At 41.3% G+C, this 14530-nt stretch carries 16 protein-coding genes; all 16 read right to left on the reverse strand.

Features of this window, described 5'->3' with window-relative positions; genetic code table 11:
- Nucleotides 1-7: 7 nt before the first annotated feature.
- Nucleotides 8-2461 (reverse strand): ribonuclease R, encoded by a 2454-nt coding sequence (rnr, locus tag H7T98_RS01625; RefSeq protein ID WP_004182929.1) that lies wholly within the window; start codon nucleotides 2459-2461, stop codon nucleotides 8-10.
- Between the two features lie 62 nt (nucleotides 2462-2523).
- The gene (gene secG / locus H7T98_RS01630; RefSeq protein WP_002886135.1) at nucleotides 2524-2760 is read right to left on the reverse strand and encodes a preprotein translocase subunit SecG; all 237 of its coding nucleotides are present in this window, start codon (nucleotides 2758-2760) and stop codon (nucleotides 2524-2526) included.
- 45 nt (nucleotides 2761-2805) lie between these two features.
- Nucleotides 2806-2952 (reverse strand): 50S ribosomal protein L33, encoded by a 147-nt coding sequence (gene rpmG, locus H7T98_RS01635; RefSeq protein WP_002890443.1) that lies wholly within the window; start codon nucleotides 2950-2952, stop codon nucleotides 2806-2808.
- Complete coding sequence (locus H7T98_RS01640) at nucleotides 2942-4165, reverse strand: multidrug efflux MFS transporter (RefSeq protein WP_175057479.1); 1224 nt, start codon at nucleotides 4163-4165, stop codon at nucleotides 2942-2944. The genes rpmG and H7T98_RS01640 overlap by 11 nt, the downstream gene beginning before the upstream one ends.
- 50 nt (nucleotides 4166-4215) lie before the next feature.
- The gene (gene coaE, locus H7T98_RS01645; protein ID WP_175057478.1) at nucleotides 4216-4809 is read right to left on the reverse strand and encodes a dephospho-CoA kinase; all 594 of its coding nucleotides are present in this window, start codon (nucleotides 4807-4809) and stop codon (nucleotides 4216-4218) included.
- On the reverse strand, nucleotides 4806-5627 hold the full coding sequence (gene mutM, locus H7T98_RS01650; RefSeq protein ID WP_175057477.1) for a DNA-formamidopyrimidine glycosylase: 822 nt from the start codon (nucleotides 5625-5627) through the stop codon (nucleotides 4806-4808). The genes coaE and mutM overlap by 4 nt, the downstream gene beginning before the upstream one ends.
- Nucleotides 5628-5671: 44 nt before the next feature.
- Entirely contained in the window at nucleotides 5672-6571 is a 900-nt protein-coding gene (gene era, locus H7T98_RS01655) for a GTPase Era (protein WP_175057476.1), read from the reverse strand.
- Between the two features lie 22 nt (nucleotides 6572-6593).
- Entirely contained in the window at nucleotides 6594-6998 is a 405-nt protein-coding gene (locus tag H7T98_RS01660; protein ID WP_002890438.1) for a diacylglycerol kinase family protein, read from the reverse strand.
- Nucleotides 6979-7476, reverse strand: a complete 498-nt coding sequence (ybeY, locus tag H7T98_RS01665; protein ID WP_002886021.1) for an rRNA maturation RNase YbeY — start codon at nucleotides 7474-7476, stop codon at nucleotides 6979-6981. The genes H7T98_RS01660 and ybeY overlap by 20 nt, the downstream gene beginning before the upstream one ends.
- A 217-nt stretch (nucleotides 7477-7693) precedes the next feature.
- Nucleotides 7694-8533, reverse strand: coding sequence for a BglG family transcription antiterminator LicT (gene licT, locus H7T98_RS01670; protein WP_175057884.1), 840 nt, complete (start codon nucleotides 8531-8533; stop codon nucleotides 7694-7696).
- A gap of 103 nt (nucleotides 8534-8636) precedes the next feature.
- Complete coding sequence (recR, locus tag H7T98_RS01675) at nucleotides 8637-9233, reverse strand: recombination mediator RecR (protein WP_002889030.1); 597 nt, start codon at nucleotides 9231-9233, stop codon at nucleotides 8637-8639.
- Nucleotides 9234-9373: 140 nt separating this feature from the next.
- Nucleotides 9374-11488 (reverse strand): penicillin-binding protein PBP2B, encoded by a 2115-nt coding sequence (gene pbp2b / locus H7T98_RS01680; RefSeq protein ID WP_037604008.1) that lies wholly within the window; start codon nucleotides 11486-11488, stop codon nucleotides 9374-9376.
- A gap of 121 nt (nucleotides 11489-11609) precedes the next feature.
- Nucleotides 11610-12446, reverse strand: a complete 837-nt coding sequence (locus tag H7T98_RS01685) for an NAD(P)H-hydrate dehydratase (RefSeq protein ID WP_175057475.1) — start codon at nucleotides 12444-12446, stop codon at nucleotides 11610-11612.
- 3 nt (nucleotides 12447-12449) lie between these two features.
- Nucleotides 12450-13304 carry a bifunctional methylenetetrahydrofolate dehydrogenase/methenyltetrahydrofolate cyclohydrolase gene (locus H7T98_RS01690; RefSeq protein ID WP_175057474.1) on the reverse strand — a complete coding sequence of 285 codons (855 nt, stop codon included), beginning with the start codon at nucleotides 13302-13304 and terminating at the stop codon, nucleotides 12450-12452.
- Nucleotides 13305-13451: 147 nt separating this feature from the next.
- Nucleotides 13452-14228, reverse strand: coding sequence for an alpha/beta fold hydrolase (locus H7T98_RS01695; RefSeq protein WP_175057473.1), 777 nt, complete (start codon nucleotides 14226-14228; stop codon nucleotides 13452-13454).
- A 149-nt stretch (nucleotides 14229-14377) separates the two neighbouring features.
- The gene (locus tag H7T98_RS01700; RefSeq protein WP_175057472.1) at nucleotides 14378-14518 is read right to left on the reverse strand and encodes a FeoB-associated Cys-rich membrane protein; all 141 of its coding nucleotides are present in this window, start codon (nucleotides 14516-14518) and stop codon (nucleotides 14378-14380) included.
- Nucleotides 14519-14530: the final 12 nt, after the last annotated feature.

The raw sequence follows: 14530 nt of genomic DNA on the forward strand, positions 1-14530 counted from the left end.
TCTCATCCTATTTTCGTTTTTTAGCAACGTCCTTGTAGAAAGGTTTGTTCCCTTTCTTCTTACGACGGCCACTCTCACGTCCCTTGTTATCATTATGAGGACGGTTTTGATTCTTACGCTTGTCGGGTTTCTTAGATGACTTACGTTTTTCGTCATAAGAGCCTTTACGACCATTAGCATCTTGATGGTTACGGTTATCCCCACGTTTACCACGACGTTCGAAGTCTCCATTTTGACGGTCACGACGTGGACCTCTATTTCGGAAGGCTTTCGCCTTCTCTTCACGTTCCTGACGAGCCTTGTGGTCTACTTTCTCAGTAACATCATACTCGCTTGGAAGGTATTGGAAGTCAATGTCTCCTGTTTCCTTATCCGCACGTGTTAATTTGACACGGATAGGCTGACCAACTCGGAAAGTCTTACCAGTTTTCTCACCCTGAAGTGTCATGGTACGTTCATTGTAATTGTAAAATTCTGGAAGGGTCGTGATGTGAACCAAACCTTCGATAGTGTTTGGCAATTCCACAAACATACCAAATTTAACCACACTTCCGACAATACCATCGAATTCTTGGCCAACAAACTCTTCCATGTATTCCGCTTTTTTCATAGCTTCAACGACACGTTCGGCATCAATGGCACGACGTTCAAGAGTTGAAGATGATGTCGCTAACTCAGGAATAACCTCTTCAAAATGTTCACGTGTTTCTTGAGACATATTGTTAGTGTACTCACGAATCATTCGGTGAACCAAGAGGTCTGGGTAACGACGGATTGGACTAGTAAAGTGGGTATAATACTGAGCCGCAAGTCCATAGTGTCCGTGGTTGTGTTCTGAATAGCGGGCTTGTTGCATTGAACGAAGCAGCATCATGTTCATGACCTCTGCTCCAGGTTTTCCCTGAACTTTGGCCATAAACTCTTGCAAGTCTAGCTGATCCATCTTATTGGCAGTTCCTTTGATTTGAACACCAAAGATAGAGGCATAATCCATGAAGCGTTGCAATTTCTCAGCCTTCGGCTCTTCGTGGATACGGTAAATAAATGGCAACTTAGCCTTAGCAAAGTGCTCTGCCACACATTCATTGGCAGCCAACATGAAGGATTCAATCATTCGCTCGGCTGTTCCACGTTCACGCACCACGATATCCACTGGCATCCCCTTCTCATTTACCAAGATACGAGCTTCAGATGTATCAAAGTTAAGGGCACCACGACGCTCACGCATGTCTTCTAAAATCTTATGCAGTTCTGCCATGGCTGATACAGACTCCATGATTGGCTTAAACTGCTCAATCTTTTCTGGATTTCCAGCCAACATCTCATTGACATCACTGTAGGTCATACGGAAGGTTGTATTAATCACAGATTGGCAAATCTTATGATTAACCACCTTACCTTTTGGAGTAATCTCCATAATGGCTGACTGAGTCAAGCGATCAACATTGGGATTTAGTGAACAAATACCATTTGAAAGACGCTCAGGCAACATTGGCACCACACGGTCTGTCACATAAACCGAAGTCCCACGTGCTACGGCCTCACGGTTAAGAGCTGAACCTTCAGTGACATAGTAGGACACATCGGCAATATGAACACCAAGCTCAAAATTACCATTTGGCAAACGTTTAATATGGACCGCATCATCCAAGTCCTTCGCATCAGCTCCATCAATAGTAAAGGTTACCTCTTGACGAAGGTCAACACGACCAAGGAGGTCTTCCTGACTAGGTGCATCTGGTACAGCTTCTGCTTCCGCCATGACATCCTCTGGGAACTCTGAAACAATATCCATTGATTCTAAGACTTCCAAGACATCAATACCAGCATCCCCTTGATGACCAATAATGTCACGAACACTTCCTACGAAATAATCATAGTGACGGTTAGGGTATTTTTCAATATCAACCTTGATAATTTCAGTACCGTCTAGGGCAACTGGTTCTTTCTTAATATAAATTGGCTGCTGAATTTTTTGATTTTTAGACTTAATGTAACCAGCATAAGGTTCTTTCTCGTCGCTAAGGATAAATTTCCCTACAACAGTCTTAAGCGAACGTTCTACAATTTCAACAACCCGTGCTTCTGCTGCCGTCCCACGCAAACGATCCGCTGGCTTCTTGATAACAACAGCAACAGTATCACCGTCAATAGCATGGCCAACATCATTACGACCAATGAACATATCATCTTCACTGTCATCGACATGCAAGAAACCAAAACCGTTCTTATTGGCACGGAAAACACCTTCAACAGTCACCTGATTTGGATTTTCTTTCTTAGGACGCAAGGAAACAGAGCCATCTCGATTAAAACGCAACTGCCCCTTACTTTCCATGGCTGATATGGCCTTGATGAGCTGAGGAAACTTTTCTCCCCCAGCATGATTAAGAGCCTGGGCAATGTCGTTTACACTGGATTTCCCATGCTCCTTCAAATAATTTATAATAGATTCTTTCATGATTTCCTTTTCTTTTATTTATTGACTATAACGCAAAAAATGAGCCAACCTCAGTCAGCTCATTACTTACTTGAGAGAATGGAAAGGACGATTGCATCTACAATCCATAGAAAAACCATGATTCCTGTAAAGCGTTGCATAAAGGCTTCAAAACCACGTGGTTTACTACGTTCAAATAGTGCTTCTGACCCACCACCATCAAAGACATTGCTACTTGGATTTTTTTGTGGCTGCATAAATACCGCAATCACAATAATAGCTGACATCACCAAGAGCAGCGTTAATAATAAGTCGTACATAGTTATTCCTCCGAAAAAGTCCTTTTTATTCTACCATAGAACCCTTTAAGATTCAACATGTAAGGTTACTTTTCTATCCTTAGGGCAGAATTTGGGTACCTGAATTTTCTCAGGATGATTCTGTTTATTTTTACTTGTGAGATAGTTGATGCTCCCACATTCACTACACTTTAAATTGATTTTAACTCTCACCTATATTCTTGACTCCTAGCAATTTTCTAAAGATGATTAAGGACCAGACAAAATTTCCAAAGACAATCATTGCAGTCACAAAGAAGACCCAGCGATAACCTAGACCTGTCGCAACTGCTGACCCAACAAAGGGACCTAAAACCTGTCCAATATATGAAAAGCTTTGATTAAAGCTAAATATTCTTGAGATTCCTTCCTTGGGTGTCATCTTGGTCAATAAAGAATTGACACTAGGCATAAGAGCACCTACACCGAAGCCATAGGCAAAGCGTAAGATACCCAGTTGCAAGGCTGAACCGGCAAAACCACAGAGGAAATACAAGAGAAAGCTATAAAATAGCCCCATTAAAAGCAAGCGATGATTCCCAATACGGTCTCCCAATTTTCCCAGATAAGGGGTACTTAAGAGACTAGAAAAGCCCATAGCAGAAACAATTAACCCTGAGTAAAAAAGGATATTTTCCCTCTGACCTAAATAACGAATGTAAAGGGCCAACATAGGTGCAATCGATTGGGCAGAAATCTGAATAATCATACTGGTCACAAAAAGGCCAATCAACATAGATTTGCTGGGAATTCTTGCAAAAACCTGAGAAAGGGTCATCATCTCTCCCTTTTCGACAGGCTGGAAATCCTCTCGCAAGCCAAAAATAGTTAAGAGGCAGCAGATAAATAGAATAAGGCCCACCAATAAAAAGGTCCCTCTCATACCAAACGCCTCAGACAAGGTACCACCTAACAAAGGGCCAATCAGAACACCTGCCGTTAGACCCGTAGACAAGGTCCCCAAGGCATAGCCAGAACGGTTCTGAGGAACCTGACTAGCAATTAATGCTGTGGCATTTGGGACATAGCCCGCAAACAAACCATTCAGCGTTCTCAAGAAAAGTAGCCAGAAAACATTTGGGACTAAGGCAAGACCTCCCATTGTAAAAGTCATCACCATACTTGCCCTGATCATCATGGGCTTTCGACCATAACGGTCAGCCAGGCGTCCCCAAACAGGAGAAACCAAGGCAGAGGCTAAGGCAGAGATGGCAACAGACAAGCCAGCATACCATTCGACCATATCTCCTTTAACACCAAGTTCCTCAATGTAGAGGGCCATGAAAGGCATAACAATGGAGAAACTAGCTCCAGTAAAAAAGGTTCCTATCCATGCAATTTTAAGGTTACGTTGCCAATCAGTACTTTTAAGCTCTTTTTGGCGCAAATAATCATCTTCTTTCTAAAATTCACTATCCATTATATCACAATGGCTAGCTATGAGGAGCTCGTTAAATCATTTATTGCACTCTTAACCTTTTTCTTCAAATCATCGAGACTACCGTTATTATCAAGAACCAAGCTGGCATAGGGCATTTTCTCAGCTAAAGACATCTGGCTATCAATACGCAGCTTAGCTTCCTCAACACTTAAGTGATTACGTTTCATCAAGCGTTGGCACTGGATCTCCGGTGACACTGCCACCAACCAAATCTGATCAAACCAGTCCTGATACCCATTCTCAATAAGCAAGGGAATATCCATGAAAAAAACATCTTCTTCCTTGGCCAAACGATCCCTCTGAGCTGCTAGTTCCTCTCGAATAATTGTCCCTTGAATATCAGCAGACCGCTGTCTCATCTCCTCATTGGAAAAAATCAGTTGCCCTAGTTTAGGACGATTCAATTCTCCATTAGAAAGGAGAATCCCCTCTCCCAACCAATCAAGTAAGGCACGGTACAAACGGCCCCCTTGGGCCTGCATGTCGTGTACAAGCTGATCAGCGTCAATGACCTTGTAACCTGCCTCTTTAATCATTTCAACAACAGTAGATTTTCCTGAAGCAATACCACCTGTTAACCCAATAATCATTGTTTCTGACAATGAGGACACAAATGTGTTCCTCTCCCTCCTAACTTGATTTTCTCAATTGTGCTTGCGCAGCGTGGACAAGGCTGTCCCGTCTTTCCGTAAACCTGTAAATAGTTCTGCATGGTCCCATCTTCACCAAGGGCATTACGATAAGTCCTTATAGTTGAGCCACCTTTTTCAATTCCTAGCTGTAAAATAGCAATCGTTTGATCATGGACCCGTTTCATGGCTGCCTTGCTGAGTTTCTTTGCTGGCGTCTCAGGATGAACCTTGGCTGCCCAAAGCACCTCATCAACATAGATGTTGCCTAGACCAGCCACTAATTTCTGCTCCAAAAGGAGACTTTTAATAGGCTTGGCAGAGGTCATCAAGGCTCTCTCAAACGGAGCATATTTAAAAGCCTTCTTAGTAGGCTCAGGACCAAGCTTTTTCTTTGTAAAATAAGCGTCCTCTTGATTTTTAGCCAATAAATCAAAGGTCCCAAACTTGCGGACATCCTGATAAACAAGAGTCGAGCCATCATTTAAGGTAAAGAAAAGATGGAAATGCTTATTAACAGGAACCTGATCTGTAAACAAGAGGTATTTTCCTTCCATGCGCAAGTGGGAAATCAGAATCAATTGTCCAAGGTCAAAAATCAAGTACTTGCCTCTACGTCGCATGGCTTGAATAGTTTGACCAGGTAAGTCATTCAGAAAACTATCGTAGGAGGTCTTTATCATTTTCGGGACCTTAACCTCAAGCGACAAAATAGTCCGACCTACTACCAATCTTTCTAACCCTCGTCTAACAGTTTCTACCTCAGGTAACTCAGGCATCTGCTCCTCCTTCTAGCAAGAAAGCCGAGCAAGTGCCCAGCTTTTTAATATTCTTTTTCATTGTAACCAAAATCGGCCAAATCAAGTTTTTTATCACGCCAATTTTTCTTAACCTTAACCCAGGTTTCAAGGAAGACCTTGTCCCCAAGCATGACTTCAATATCTTTACGGGCAAGGGTACCAATCTTCTTGAGCATGGAACCTTGTTTACCAATGACAATGCCTTTTTGGCTGTCACGCTCAACCATGATTGTCGCACGAATGTGAATCTTATCCGTCTCTTCATCACGCTTCATCTCATCAATGACAACCGCAACAGAGTGTGGAATTTCTTCACGTGTCAACTGAAGGACTTTTTCACGAATCATCTCCGATACCAAGAAACGCTCTGGGTGGTCGGTGATTTGGTCCGCTGGGAAATATTGGAACCCTTCCTCAAGGTTATCACTCAAGACATCCACAAGATGAGAAACGTTGTTTCCTTGGAGGGCAGATATCGGAATAATCTCCTTGAAATCCATTTGTGTACGGAAATCCTCAATCTGCTCTAGGAGCTGATCTGGATGGACCTTGTCAATCTTATTGATTACCAAGATAACTGGAACTTTAGCTTGTTTGAGGCGTTCGATAATCATATTATCACCCTTACCACGAGGCTCATCCGCTGGTACCATAAAGAGGACTGTATCAACCTCACGAAGGGTTGAATAAGCAGATTCCACCATAAAATCCCCAAGAGCCGTCTTAGGCTTGTGAATCCCTGGGGTATCGATAAAGACAATCTGTTCCTTATCGGTTGTGTAAATGCCCATAATTTTATTGCGGGTTGTTTGAGCCTTATCACTCATGATAGCAATCTTTTGCCCCATAACATGGTTCAAAAACGTTGATTTTCCTACATTAGGACGGCCGAGAATAGCCACAAATCCTGATTTAAATGTCATATAACTTCTTTCCTACTTCGTTTTAATTGAAAATTAAGTGCCAAATTTTAGGTATGAAAACAATCATCCCCGTAATGACTGCATAACAAGAAACCACTAAAACAGCTCCAGCGGCCATATCCTTGGCATTTTTGGCTAGCATCGAAAAGTGATAATTACTAGCTAAATCGACAACATTTTCAATGGCAGAATTAACAATCTCTAGGGCAATTACGAGAAAAACTGCCATCAAAAGAAAGAGCCATTCTGTCGCAGACACACGGAAAATCAAGCCAGCCAATACCACCAAGATAGCTGAAACCAAGTGCTTACGCATATTGCGTTCTTCTTTAAAAGCCGTTATTATTCCTGTCAGAGCAAACTCAAAACTAGCTGTAAATTCTCTATTTTTCCACTTTTTTTGTGGGTTATTGTCGCGTAAGTCCATAAGCAGTCAAAATTTCTTCCTGTAATCCAAACATTTCCGCTTCTTCTTCTGGGGTGTAATGGTCGTAGCCATTGATGTGAAGAAAACCGTGAACAGCCAAGAAGCCCATCTCACGCTCGAAACTATGACCATAATCCTCAGCTTGCTCATGAGCCTTATCAACAGAAATAAAGAGTTCACCGATATAACTATCAAACTCTCCCATCATTTCAGCTAATTCAGGATTTTCAGCCAACTCTTCCTCATCAAAGCTAATGTCTAATTCAGGCTTATACTCCAAACTAATAACATCCGTTGGACGGTCCGTATCACGATATTCCAGGTTTAGCTCGTGGCTACGTTCGTTGGTTACAAATGTGACCGCCATTTCCTTGTCTTCCTTGCCAAGTCTTTGTGCTGCAAAATCTAGCAACTCCAAGGTTTGTTCTTTTAATTTCTCAGAGACTTGTCCAGTCTCATCAATCATTTCAATATACATAAGATACTTTAGGAACGGCTATGCTCACTTCAAGCATAGAACCGCTCGCTTCCTTTCACTAACTCATTAGCTTTTTTATACAAATACTCAAATACCTAGAATACTAGCCCAGAGTATTTTTGGTCTAATATTAATCACTTCATTATACCATAAGGACACAGAAAAAGCAGACTTAAGGCTAATTGTCTGCTTTTTGTAGGACCTCTCTGGGAATCGCTTACTTATCTAAATTATCCTTAAGACGTTGAATGTGAATGGTTAAAAAGACTTGTTCGTCTAAACTTAGATCAAAGGCATAACTTGTCTTGATATAGGTAGCAATCTTTTGGGTACAGATAAAGGACTCCGGATAATTTATCTTAACTTGTTCGTAAAGGAAAGCATCATTCTTGCCACCACTAACTCCGCTCACAATACGTTGTGCTAGGTATTGGAGATGTGTCATAAAACGGTTATACGAGAAACTATCCTCATCCAAATCATAACCAAAATGAAGACGGACAATGTCACTAACCCCAACCACAATTTGAGTCATCTGTCGGTCTTTTTCATGGAGACCCGCATCTTTTTGTGCATTAACAAAATGTAAGGCGACAGAGGCAGCCTCATCATCTTCTAACTGAACTTCTAAATCCTTGGCAATCAAACGAAGGGCTTGTTTCCCAATTTCATACTCCCGAGGATAAAATTTTCGAACCTCCCAAGCCAAAGGATTCTGCAAAGAAACACCCTCTCTACTTCTTTCAATAGCATAATGTAGGTGATCGGCAAGGGCGATGAAAAAAGAGGGATTAAACTTGGTTTGCAAGACAGCCTCAGCAAAAGTAAGGATATTCAAAAAGACCTGCATTTCACCATCAGGTAAATTGACATAAACACGAGACCATTCCTCTACTACCTCTGTATTTTCCAAAACAAAAGTCTTTTCAATCTTTTCCTTATCAACAAGGTCTCCGACCTTCTTTTGAAAACCTAGTCCCTTACCCATGACAATGTATTCCACATTATTATCCAAAGCTTGGATAACATTGTTGTTTAAAACCTTTTCAATCTTCATCATGATTCCTCGTTATAAAAGCGCTTACTTTGTTTTACCAAATTTTTAATGAGAAACCTACTTACTACAAACTAAAAGTGCTGGCCTGACCAACACTTCTTACTTATAGTTCTGTTCGATTTTCGATAGCTCTTAGCAAGGTCACTTCATCAGCATACTCAATGTCAGAACCGACTGCCAAACCACGCGCTAAACGAGTCACCTTGATTCCTGCAGGTTTAAGGACACGTGAAATATACATAGATGTTGCCTCACCATCTGCTGTTGCATTAGTAGCAATGATAACCTCGTCAACCTCGCTATCCATAAGACGGGTAATCAAACTTTTCAGGTTAATATCGTCTGGCCCAACACCATTCATAGGGGAAATAAGCCCTTGAAGCACATGGTAGAGACCACGGTATTCCTGAATCTTTTCCATAGCTGAAACATCTTTGGAGTCTTCAACAACCAAAATCTTAGTACGGTCTCTAGTTTCATCGGTACAAATGTTACATGGATCATCATCTGTCAAACGACCACAGACCGAACAATAAGTCAATTCACGTTTTGCTGCCAAGAGGTTTTTTGCGAAATCGTTGACATCTTCATCAGACATACTAATGGTATAAAAAGCTAGGCGTGTCGCTGTTTTAGCCCCAATTCCAGGGAGTTTTGAAAAACTATCAATCAGCTTCGCAATTGGAGTAGGATAAAGCATGAAGGCCTCCTGTTCTTTATATTTTTTTATCCATCACTTATCTTTTGTCACTGTCATGGATATGTCTTTACCCAAGAACAAATACTCAAACACTATATCACAGAAAAATCCCTCGTGCAAGGCACGAGAGATTTTCATATTTAGTGAGTATTTTGATAAAGTTCCATGATAGCTTTGACTGCAACTTGGGGGCTTTTACTCTTCCAATCAAGAACATGTGGGTACATGATTCCAACAGCCAACTTCGTACCATCTTTGGCGGTCGCATAGGCTACGGCATTAAGATTATATGTTTTTACTGTGTTACCTGAGCTGTCTGTCGTATAGGTTTCGGCTGTCCCTGTTTTACCACTAATTGGAATGATAGAACTTGCCATAGCTTTACCAGTCGCAAGGCTAGAACCAGAATTAACGACATCATTAAAGCCTTGTTGGATAATCCCCATCTGCTCAGAATCAAGAGGTAAGGTATTTAATACACGTGTATCTACCGTTGAAGCTAGAGCTCCTAAGCTACCATTAGTACCAGCATCATAAATACCTCCCACAATATGAGGTGCTACACGTTTACCACCATTTGCAATTGAAGCAACATACTGAGCCAGCTGAATGGTTGTATAAGAATCGTACTGACCAAAGGCCTCTGTCAAAACGTTGGCTACATTGTAATTCTTAGAAATGTACCCTTCTGATTCTCCAGGCAAATCAAGTCCTGTAGATACCCCCATACCAAAATCAGCGTAGGTATCACGAAGTGTCGTCATGGCCTTATCCATATTGTCAGTCGACAAGGCCATGCCTGGAACATACTGTTGGCCAAGTAGTTTGATTGCAATCTGCACCATATAGGTATTTGATGAATATTCTAGAGCCTGTGTCGCGGTAATAGGACGGCTACCTTGATCTGTAAACCAAGACGTAATCGAGGCTGAACCAGCAATGTTGATTGGTTGGTCAGTCAAGACCTGATTCCCATAGATGGCACCTGAACGCCAACCAGCAGTTAGGGTTGCTCCCTTAACAACAGATCCTGGAATAAAGACATCAGTGATTGTTCCTAAGGCATTTGCTTTAAAATCTTGTGCTCCTTGTTCATGTTTTTGCCCCGCCATGGCAAGTACAGCACCAGTTTCAGCATTCATAACAACGGCATACATTCCTTCAGAATAGGTAGCTTTGTTCTCTGAAATCTCTGAAGAAAGCTGTTGACCTAGGATATCTTCAACTCCCTTTTGGAAATCAAGGTCGATGGTCAACTGCAGATTGTTACCCTTACTTCCCTTTTGAGTGATTTTATCACTAGCAACTTCGCCTTCCTTGTCTACTGTAATCTCACGAACAGTATGTTTCCCTTGTAGCTTCTCCTCATATTCTTTTTCTAGATAAGAAGTTCCTACACGGTCATTAAGGGCATAACCTTTTTTGAGGTATTCCTTAGCATCTTCTTGTGGCAAACCTGCTTCTGAACTTGAGACTTTCCCGATGAGAGGAGACAAGGCTGAATCAACCGTATGACGCTCCCAATCCTTAGCAACCGTAATACCATTAAGTTCCTTCTGTTTAGCTGCTACAATCGCAATTTGTTCAGGCGTCAAGTCTCCTGTTTTCAATGTGACTGTTGAGAAATTAGAAACAGCATTCATCTGTGAGTAAATGTAGACAATCTTAAGCTCATCCTCAGTGTAATCCACTGCTTCATCAGGAACGGCATCAACAGCATTGTTGTAAATAGTAGCTTCAGCTAATTTATTACCAAACTTATCTGTTTTCTTGTCCTTTGGAAGATCATTAACCACACGTTTGTAGGTGGCAGAATCCGCTAGATAGAAATCGCGTTTCTGGCGTGCTGTTACCTTCGTCTCCGTTAGTGTTACCATGGTCGCTAACTTTTCAGCGACCTTCTTCATAGTATCTGATGACACCAAATTGCTACGTGTAAAGGTGATAACGTCCTTACTCTGGTTGGTCGTAAGAGCGACCCCCTTAGCATCAAAGATTTGCCCACGTTCACTTGCAATCCTAACCGTATACTTAGAATTATCCTCTAATTTCTTAGTATAAAACGATTTGTTATAAACCTGCATATAGGTCAAACGTGCAAAAAGTAACAAAAAAAGGACAAAGACTACACCAAAAAGCAAGTAAACACGACGTGAAATGTTTACTGGCTTTCTAGGTTTGTTCGCTCGTTTTTCTTTTTGTTTTTGGCGCCGTTTTTCCCATTTTTGACTGAGTTTTTTCGAAAATGATGTCACTTTTTTTCCTCTATGTTCTCATAAAAATTCTCTTTTATTTTATCACAAATAAGCTTCAGCAATCTTAAAAAAATGTCGAAATCTAAAAAAACTCGCCTCAATATAAGACACGTTTTTTAGATTATATTGACAACTTTTTCATCCAGCTAGGAATGGCTTTACTGATATGTGTCGGCAAAACCACATAGGCATTTTTAGCCAGATCATCAGCGATAGCTGAGTGAAGCCAGGTAGCTACTGTGACAGCCTTATAGCGATCAATTGAAGAAAACTGGGCCAGAAAACCAGTAATCATACCAGCCAAGGTATCTCCCATTCCTCCTGTGGCTTGATAAGGCCCACCAACTTCTAAATAAGCTACTTTTTCACCCTGATAGACAGCCGTCTTATGACTCTTGGCAACCAGGATTGTCCCAGCTCGGAACTCTCCCAAGGCTTTTTGAGTGTTGGAAACGGTCTGCTCTGGAATCCTTAAACCAGACAAGCGTTCCCATTCTTTTTGATGTGGGGTGAGAGTAAGGTGACAATCTGGTAAGCTCTTCTTATTCTTCTTAGCCAAAAGATTGAGAGCTGAACCATCAACAACCAAATTTTGATCTGCCCTAATATTTGCCAGCACCAAGTCCATAGCCTGACTAGCTACACCATCTTCACCTAGGCCAGAACCGATTAATACCACATCAGCTGCCCTAAGATTCTCAAGAAATCTTTCAGTCTCTCTAAGGTCAAAAGCCATGGCTTCAGGGAGATGAGCATGGAGGGCTGTGATATTTTCACGATCCGTAGCCACTGTGACCAAGCCTGCCCCACTATTGACACAAACTATGGCAGCCATAATGATGGCACCACCATAAGGATAAAGCCCACCAACTAAAAGCACTCGACCGTAAGAACCCTTGTGAGACTCTCTCAAGCGAGGTGTTATCACTTGCCTAGCTAAATCGTCATCAACTTTCATAAACTATCCTTTCGCACTACGAAGAGCAGCTTGATAGGTCTGTTCCATCAGCATAGTAATAGTCATAGGGCCTACACCACCTGGAACAGGCGTGATCATGCCAACCTTATCTTTCACTTGATCAAAATCAACGTCACCACAAAGTTTGCCTTCTTCATCACGGTTGATTCCCACATCAATGACAACAGCACCTTCTTTGACATAGTCTTCTGTTACAAATTTTGCACGTCCAATAGCTACAATCAAGACATCTGCCTTGCTACAAACCTTAGCCAAATTCGGTGTTCGTGAGTGGGTCAAGGTAACTGTTGCATTCTTTTCTAGAAGAAGCTGAGCCATAGGTTTACCAACAATATTACTACGTCCGATAATAACTGCTGTCTTACCTTCCAATTCAACATTGTACTCACGAAGGATTTCCATAATCCCAGCCGGTGTACAAGGAACCATTTGACGGCGACCATTCCAAAGATTACCAGTATTCATAGGATGGAAACCATCGACATCTTTTTTAGGATCAATAGCCAAAAGAATACGCATTTCATTAATATGATTCGGCAGTGGCAACTGAACCAAGATACCATGGAAAAGCGGATCCTGATTATAGCGCTCAATAACTTCAATCAACTCTTCCTCACTAATACTCTCAGAAAGATTGACCGTCTGACTATGGAAGCCAGCCTTTTTAGCAGCACGTTCCTTATTACGCACATAAACTTGACTAGCTGGGTTGTCTCCAACCATAATTACCACTAGTCCTGGCACAATCCATTCCTTTTCTTTTAGACGTGCTACCTTTTCTTGCAATTGATCCTGCATTTTAACAGCTAGGGCCTTACCATCCATTATTATCGCCATGGGTGTTCTCCAATACATACTTTTTTTCAATTATACCATAGTGAGGACTCTTTGTGACTAAATTTTCTAAATTTTCAAAAAGACGTTTCAAATGAAAGCTAAAAAAGCTGGAATTGCCTTCCAACTTCTTCTGATTATCTTTCGTGACTAATCCACAAAACCATTTTGCTGACTCCAACCCTTAATAACCTTCAAGGTCTTCTGCTGGTATTTGCCACTTTCATACATGTGATCTGCACCTGTTAAGGAAACGAGAACAGAATCACGGTAGTTCTTAGCTGTTCTTCTAGCAATATTAGGATGAGTCATCTTATCCTTGGTTCCTGAAATGACGAGAACAGGACATAAAATGTTACTAAAGTCCACATAAGCTGCCTTTGTCTTATCAAAGCAATGAAGAGCCATCTGAGTATAAACTTTTCCTGATTCAGGAACCAGATTAGCAAAAACTTCCTCTTTCAAAGCTTCCTCTTGTTCATTCATGCAATACTTGAAAAACTCCTTTTTATAAGGGGGCATGGCTTTTTTCCAAAAACCCCAGCGTAAAAAGTGTTTGCCAAAACAAGCTAACATGGTTGGATAAAAGGCATAAATATCTGCTGTCGGAGCAGGTCCCATGAGAATCATACCAGCAACTTCTGTCTTTTCAGCAACCATTTGAGCCACCAGACAGCCTAAAGAGTGCCCCAAAATGAGTGGTGGTTGGTCTAGACTTTCAATCAAAGCCACTAAATCATCTCGATAGTCCTGCAAGGTAACAGTCCCAACTTTAGCTAGGCACTCTTGATAAGGTAGGTCATGGTAACGAAAGCTAGGTGTATGCACCTTGTATCCCATTTGACGTAGACCTGTCGCAAATTCTCCCCAAACATTGCCATCACACCAGGTCCCATGAATTAGGACAATCTCTCTGTTCAAAACCATTCCTTATACATCTCCCTTTTTTGTTAAAAATTTAGATTATTTATCTATCTTATAGTATCATACTTCCAACCTACATACCTTTATACATTTCTTACAATCGTAAGAAAATGGTCTCTTATTCATTTAAGAGACCATTTTTCTATATATTATTAGCGATTAGCCTTATACATTTCTTCCTTAACCGGACAAGAACACTCACAATCGCCACAAGAACCTTTTCCTTTGATATAGTGACGGATGCCAAGGCCAGCCAAAGCAAAAATAATGAAGGCAATGATAAACGTTGACATAACAATTCCTCC

This window comes from Streptococcus sp. 23.2 (genome assembly GCF_016648665.1).
Lineage (GTDB): Bacteria > Bacillota > Bacilli > Lactobacillales > Streptococcaceae > Streptococcus > Streptococcus salivarius_E.

What these genes read in the sequence shown, in the direction of transcription:
- rnr (WP_004182929.1), bottom strand. Translation starts at nt 2,461, where the DNA reads ATGAAAGAATCTATTATAAATTATTTGAAGGAGCATGGGAAATCCAGT.
- secG (WP_002886135.1), bottom strand. Translation starts at nt 2,760, where the DNA reads ATGTACGACTTATTATTAACGCTGCTCTTGGTGATGTCAGCTATTATT.
- coaE (WP_175057478.1), bottom strand. Translation starts at nt 4,809, where the DNA reads ATGATTATTGGGTTAACAGGTGGTATTGCTTCAGGAAAATCTACTGTT.
- mutM (WP_175057477.1), bottom strand. Translation starts at nt 5,627, where the DNA reads ATGCCTGAGTTACCTGAGGTAGAAACTGTTAGACGAGGGTTAGAAAGA.
- era (WP_175057476.1), bottom strand. Translation starts at nt 6,571, where the DNA reads ATGACATTTAAATCAGGATTTGTGGCTATTCTCGGCCGTCCTAATGTA.
- H7T98_RS01660 (WP_002890438.1), bottom strand. Translation starts at nt 6,998, where the DNA reads ATGGACTTACGCGACAATAACCCACAAAAAAAGTGGAAAAATAGAGAA.
- ybeY (WP_002886021.1), bottom strand. Translation starts at nt 7,476, where the DNA reads ATGTATATTGAAATGATTGATGAGACTGGACAAGTCTCTGAGAAATTA.
- licT (WP_175057884.1), bottom strand. Translation starts at nt 8,533, where the DNA reads ATGAAGATTGAAAAGGTTTTAAACAACAATGTTATCCAAGCTTTGGAT.
- recR (WP_002889030.1), bottom strand. Translation starts at nt 9,233, where the DNA reads ATGCTTTATCCTACTCCAATTGCGAAGCTGATTGATAGTTTTTCAAAA.
- H7T98_RS01685 (WP_175057475.1), bottom strand. Translation starts at nt 12,446, where the DNA reads ATGAAAGTTGATGACGATTTAGCTAGGCAAGTGATAACACCTCGCTTG.
- H7T98_RS01690 (WP_175057474.1), bottom strand. Translation starts at nt 13,304, where the DNA reads ATGGCGATAATAATGGATGGTAAGGCCCTAGCTGTTAAAATGCAGGAT.
- H7T98_RS01695 (WP_175057473.1), bottom strand. Translation starts at nt 14,228, where the DNA reads ATGGTTTTGAACAGAGAGATTGTCCTAATTCATGGGACCTGGTGTGAT.
- H7T98_RS01700 (WP_175057472.1), bottom strand. Translation starts at nt 14,518, where the DNA reads ATGTCAACGTTTATCATTGCCTTCATTATTTTTGCTTTGGCTGGCCTT.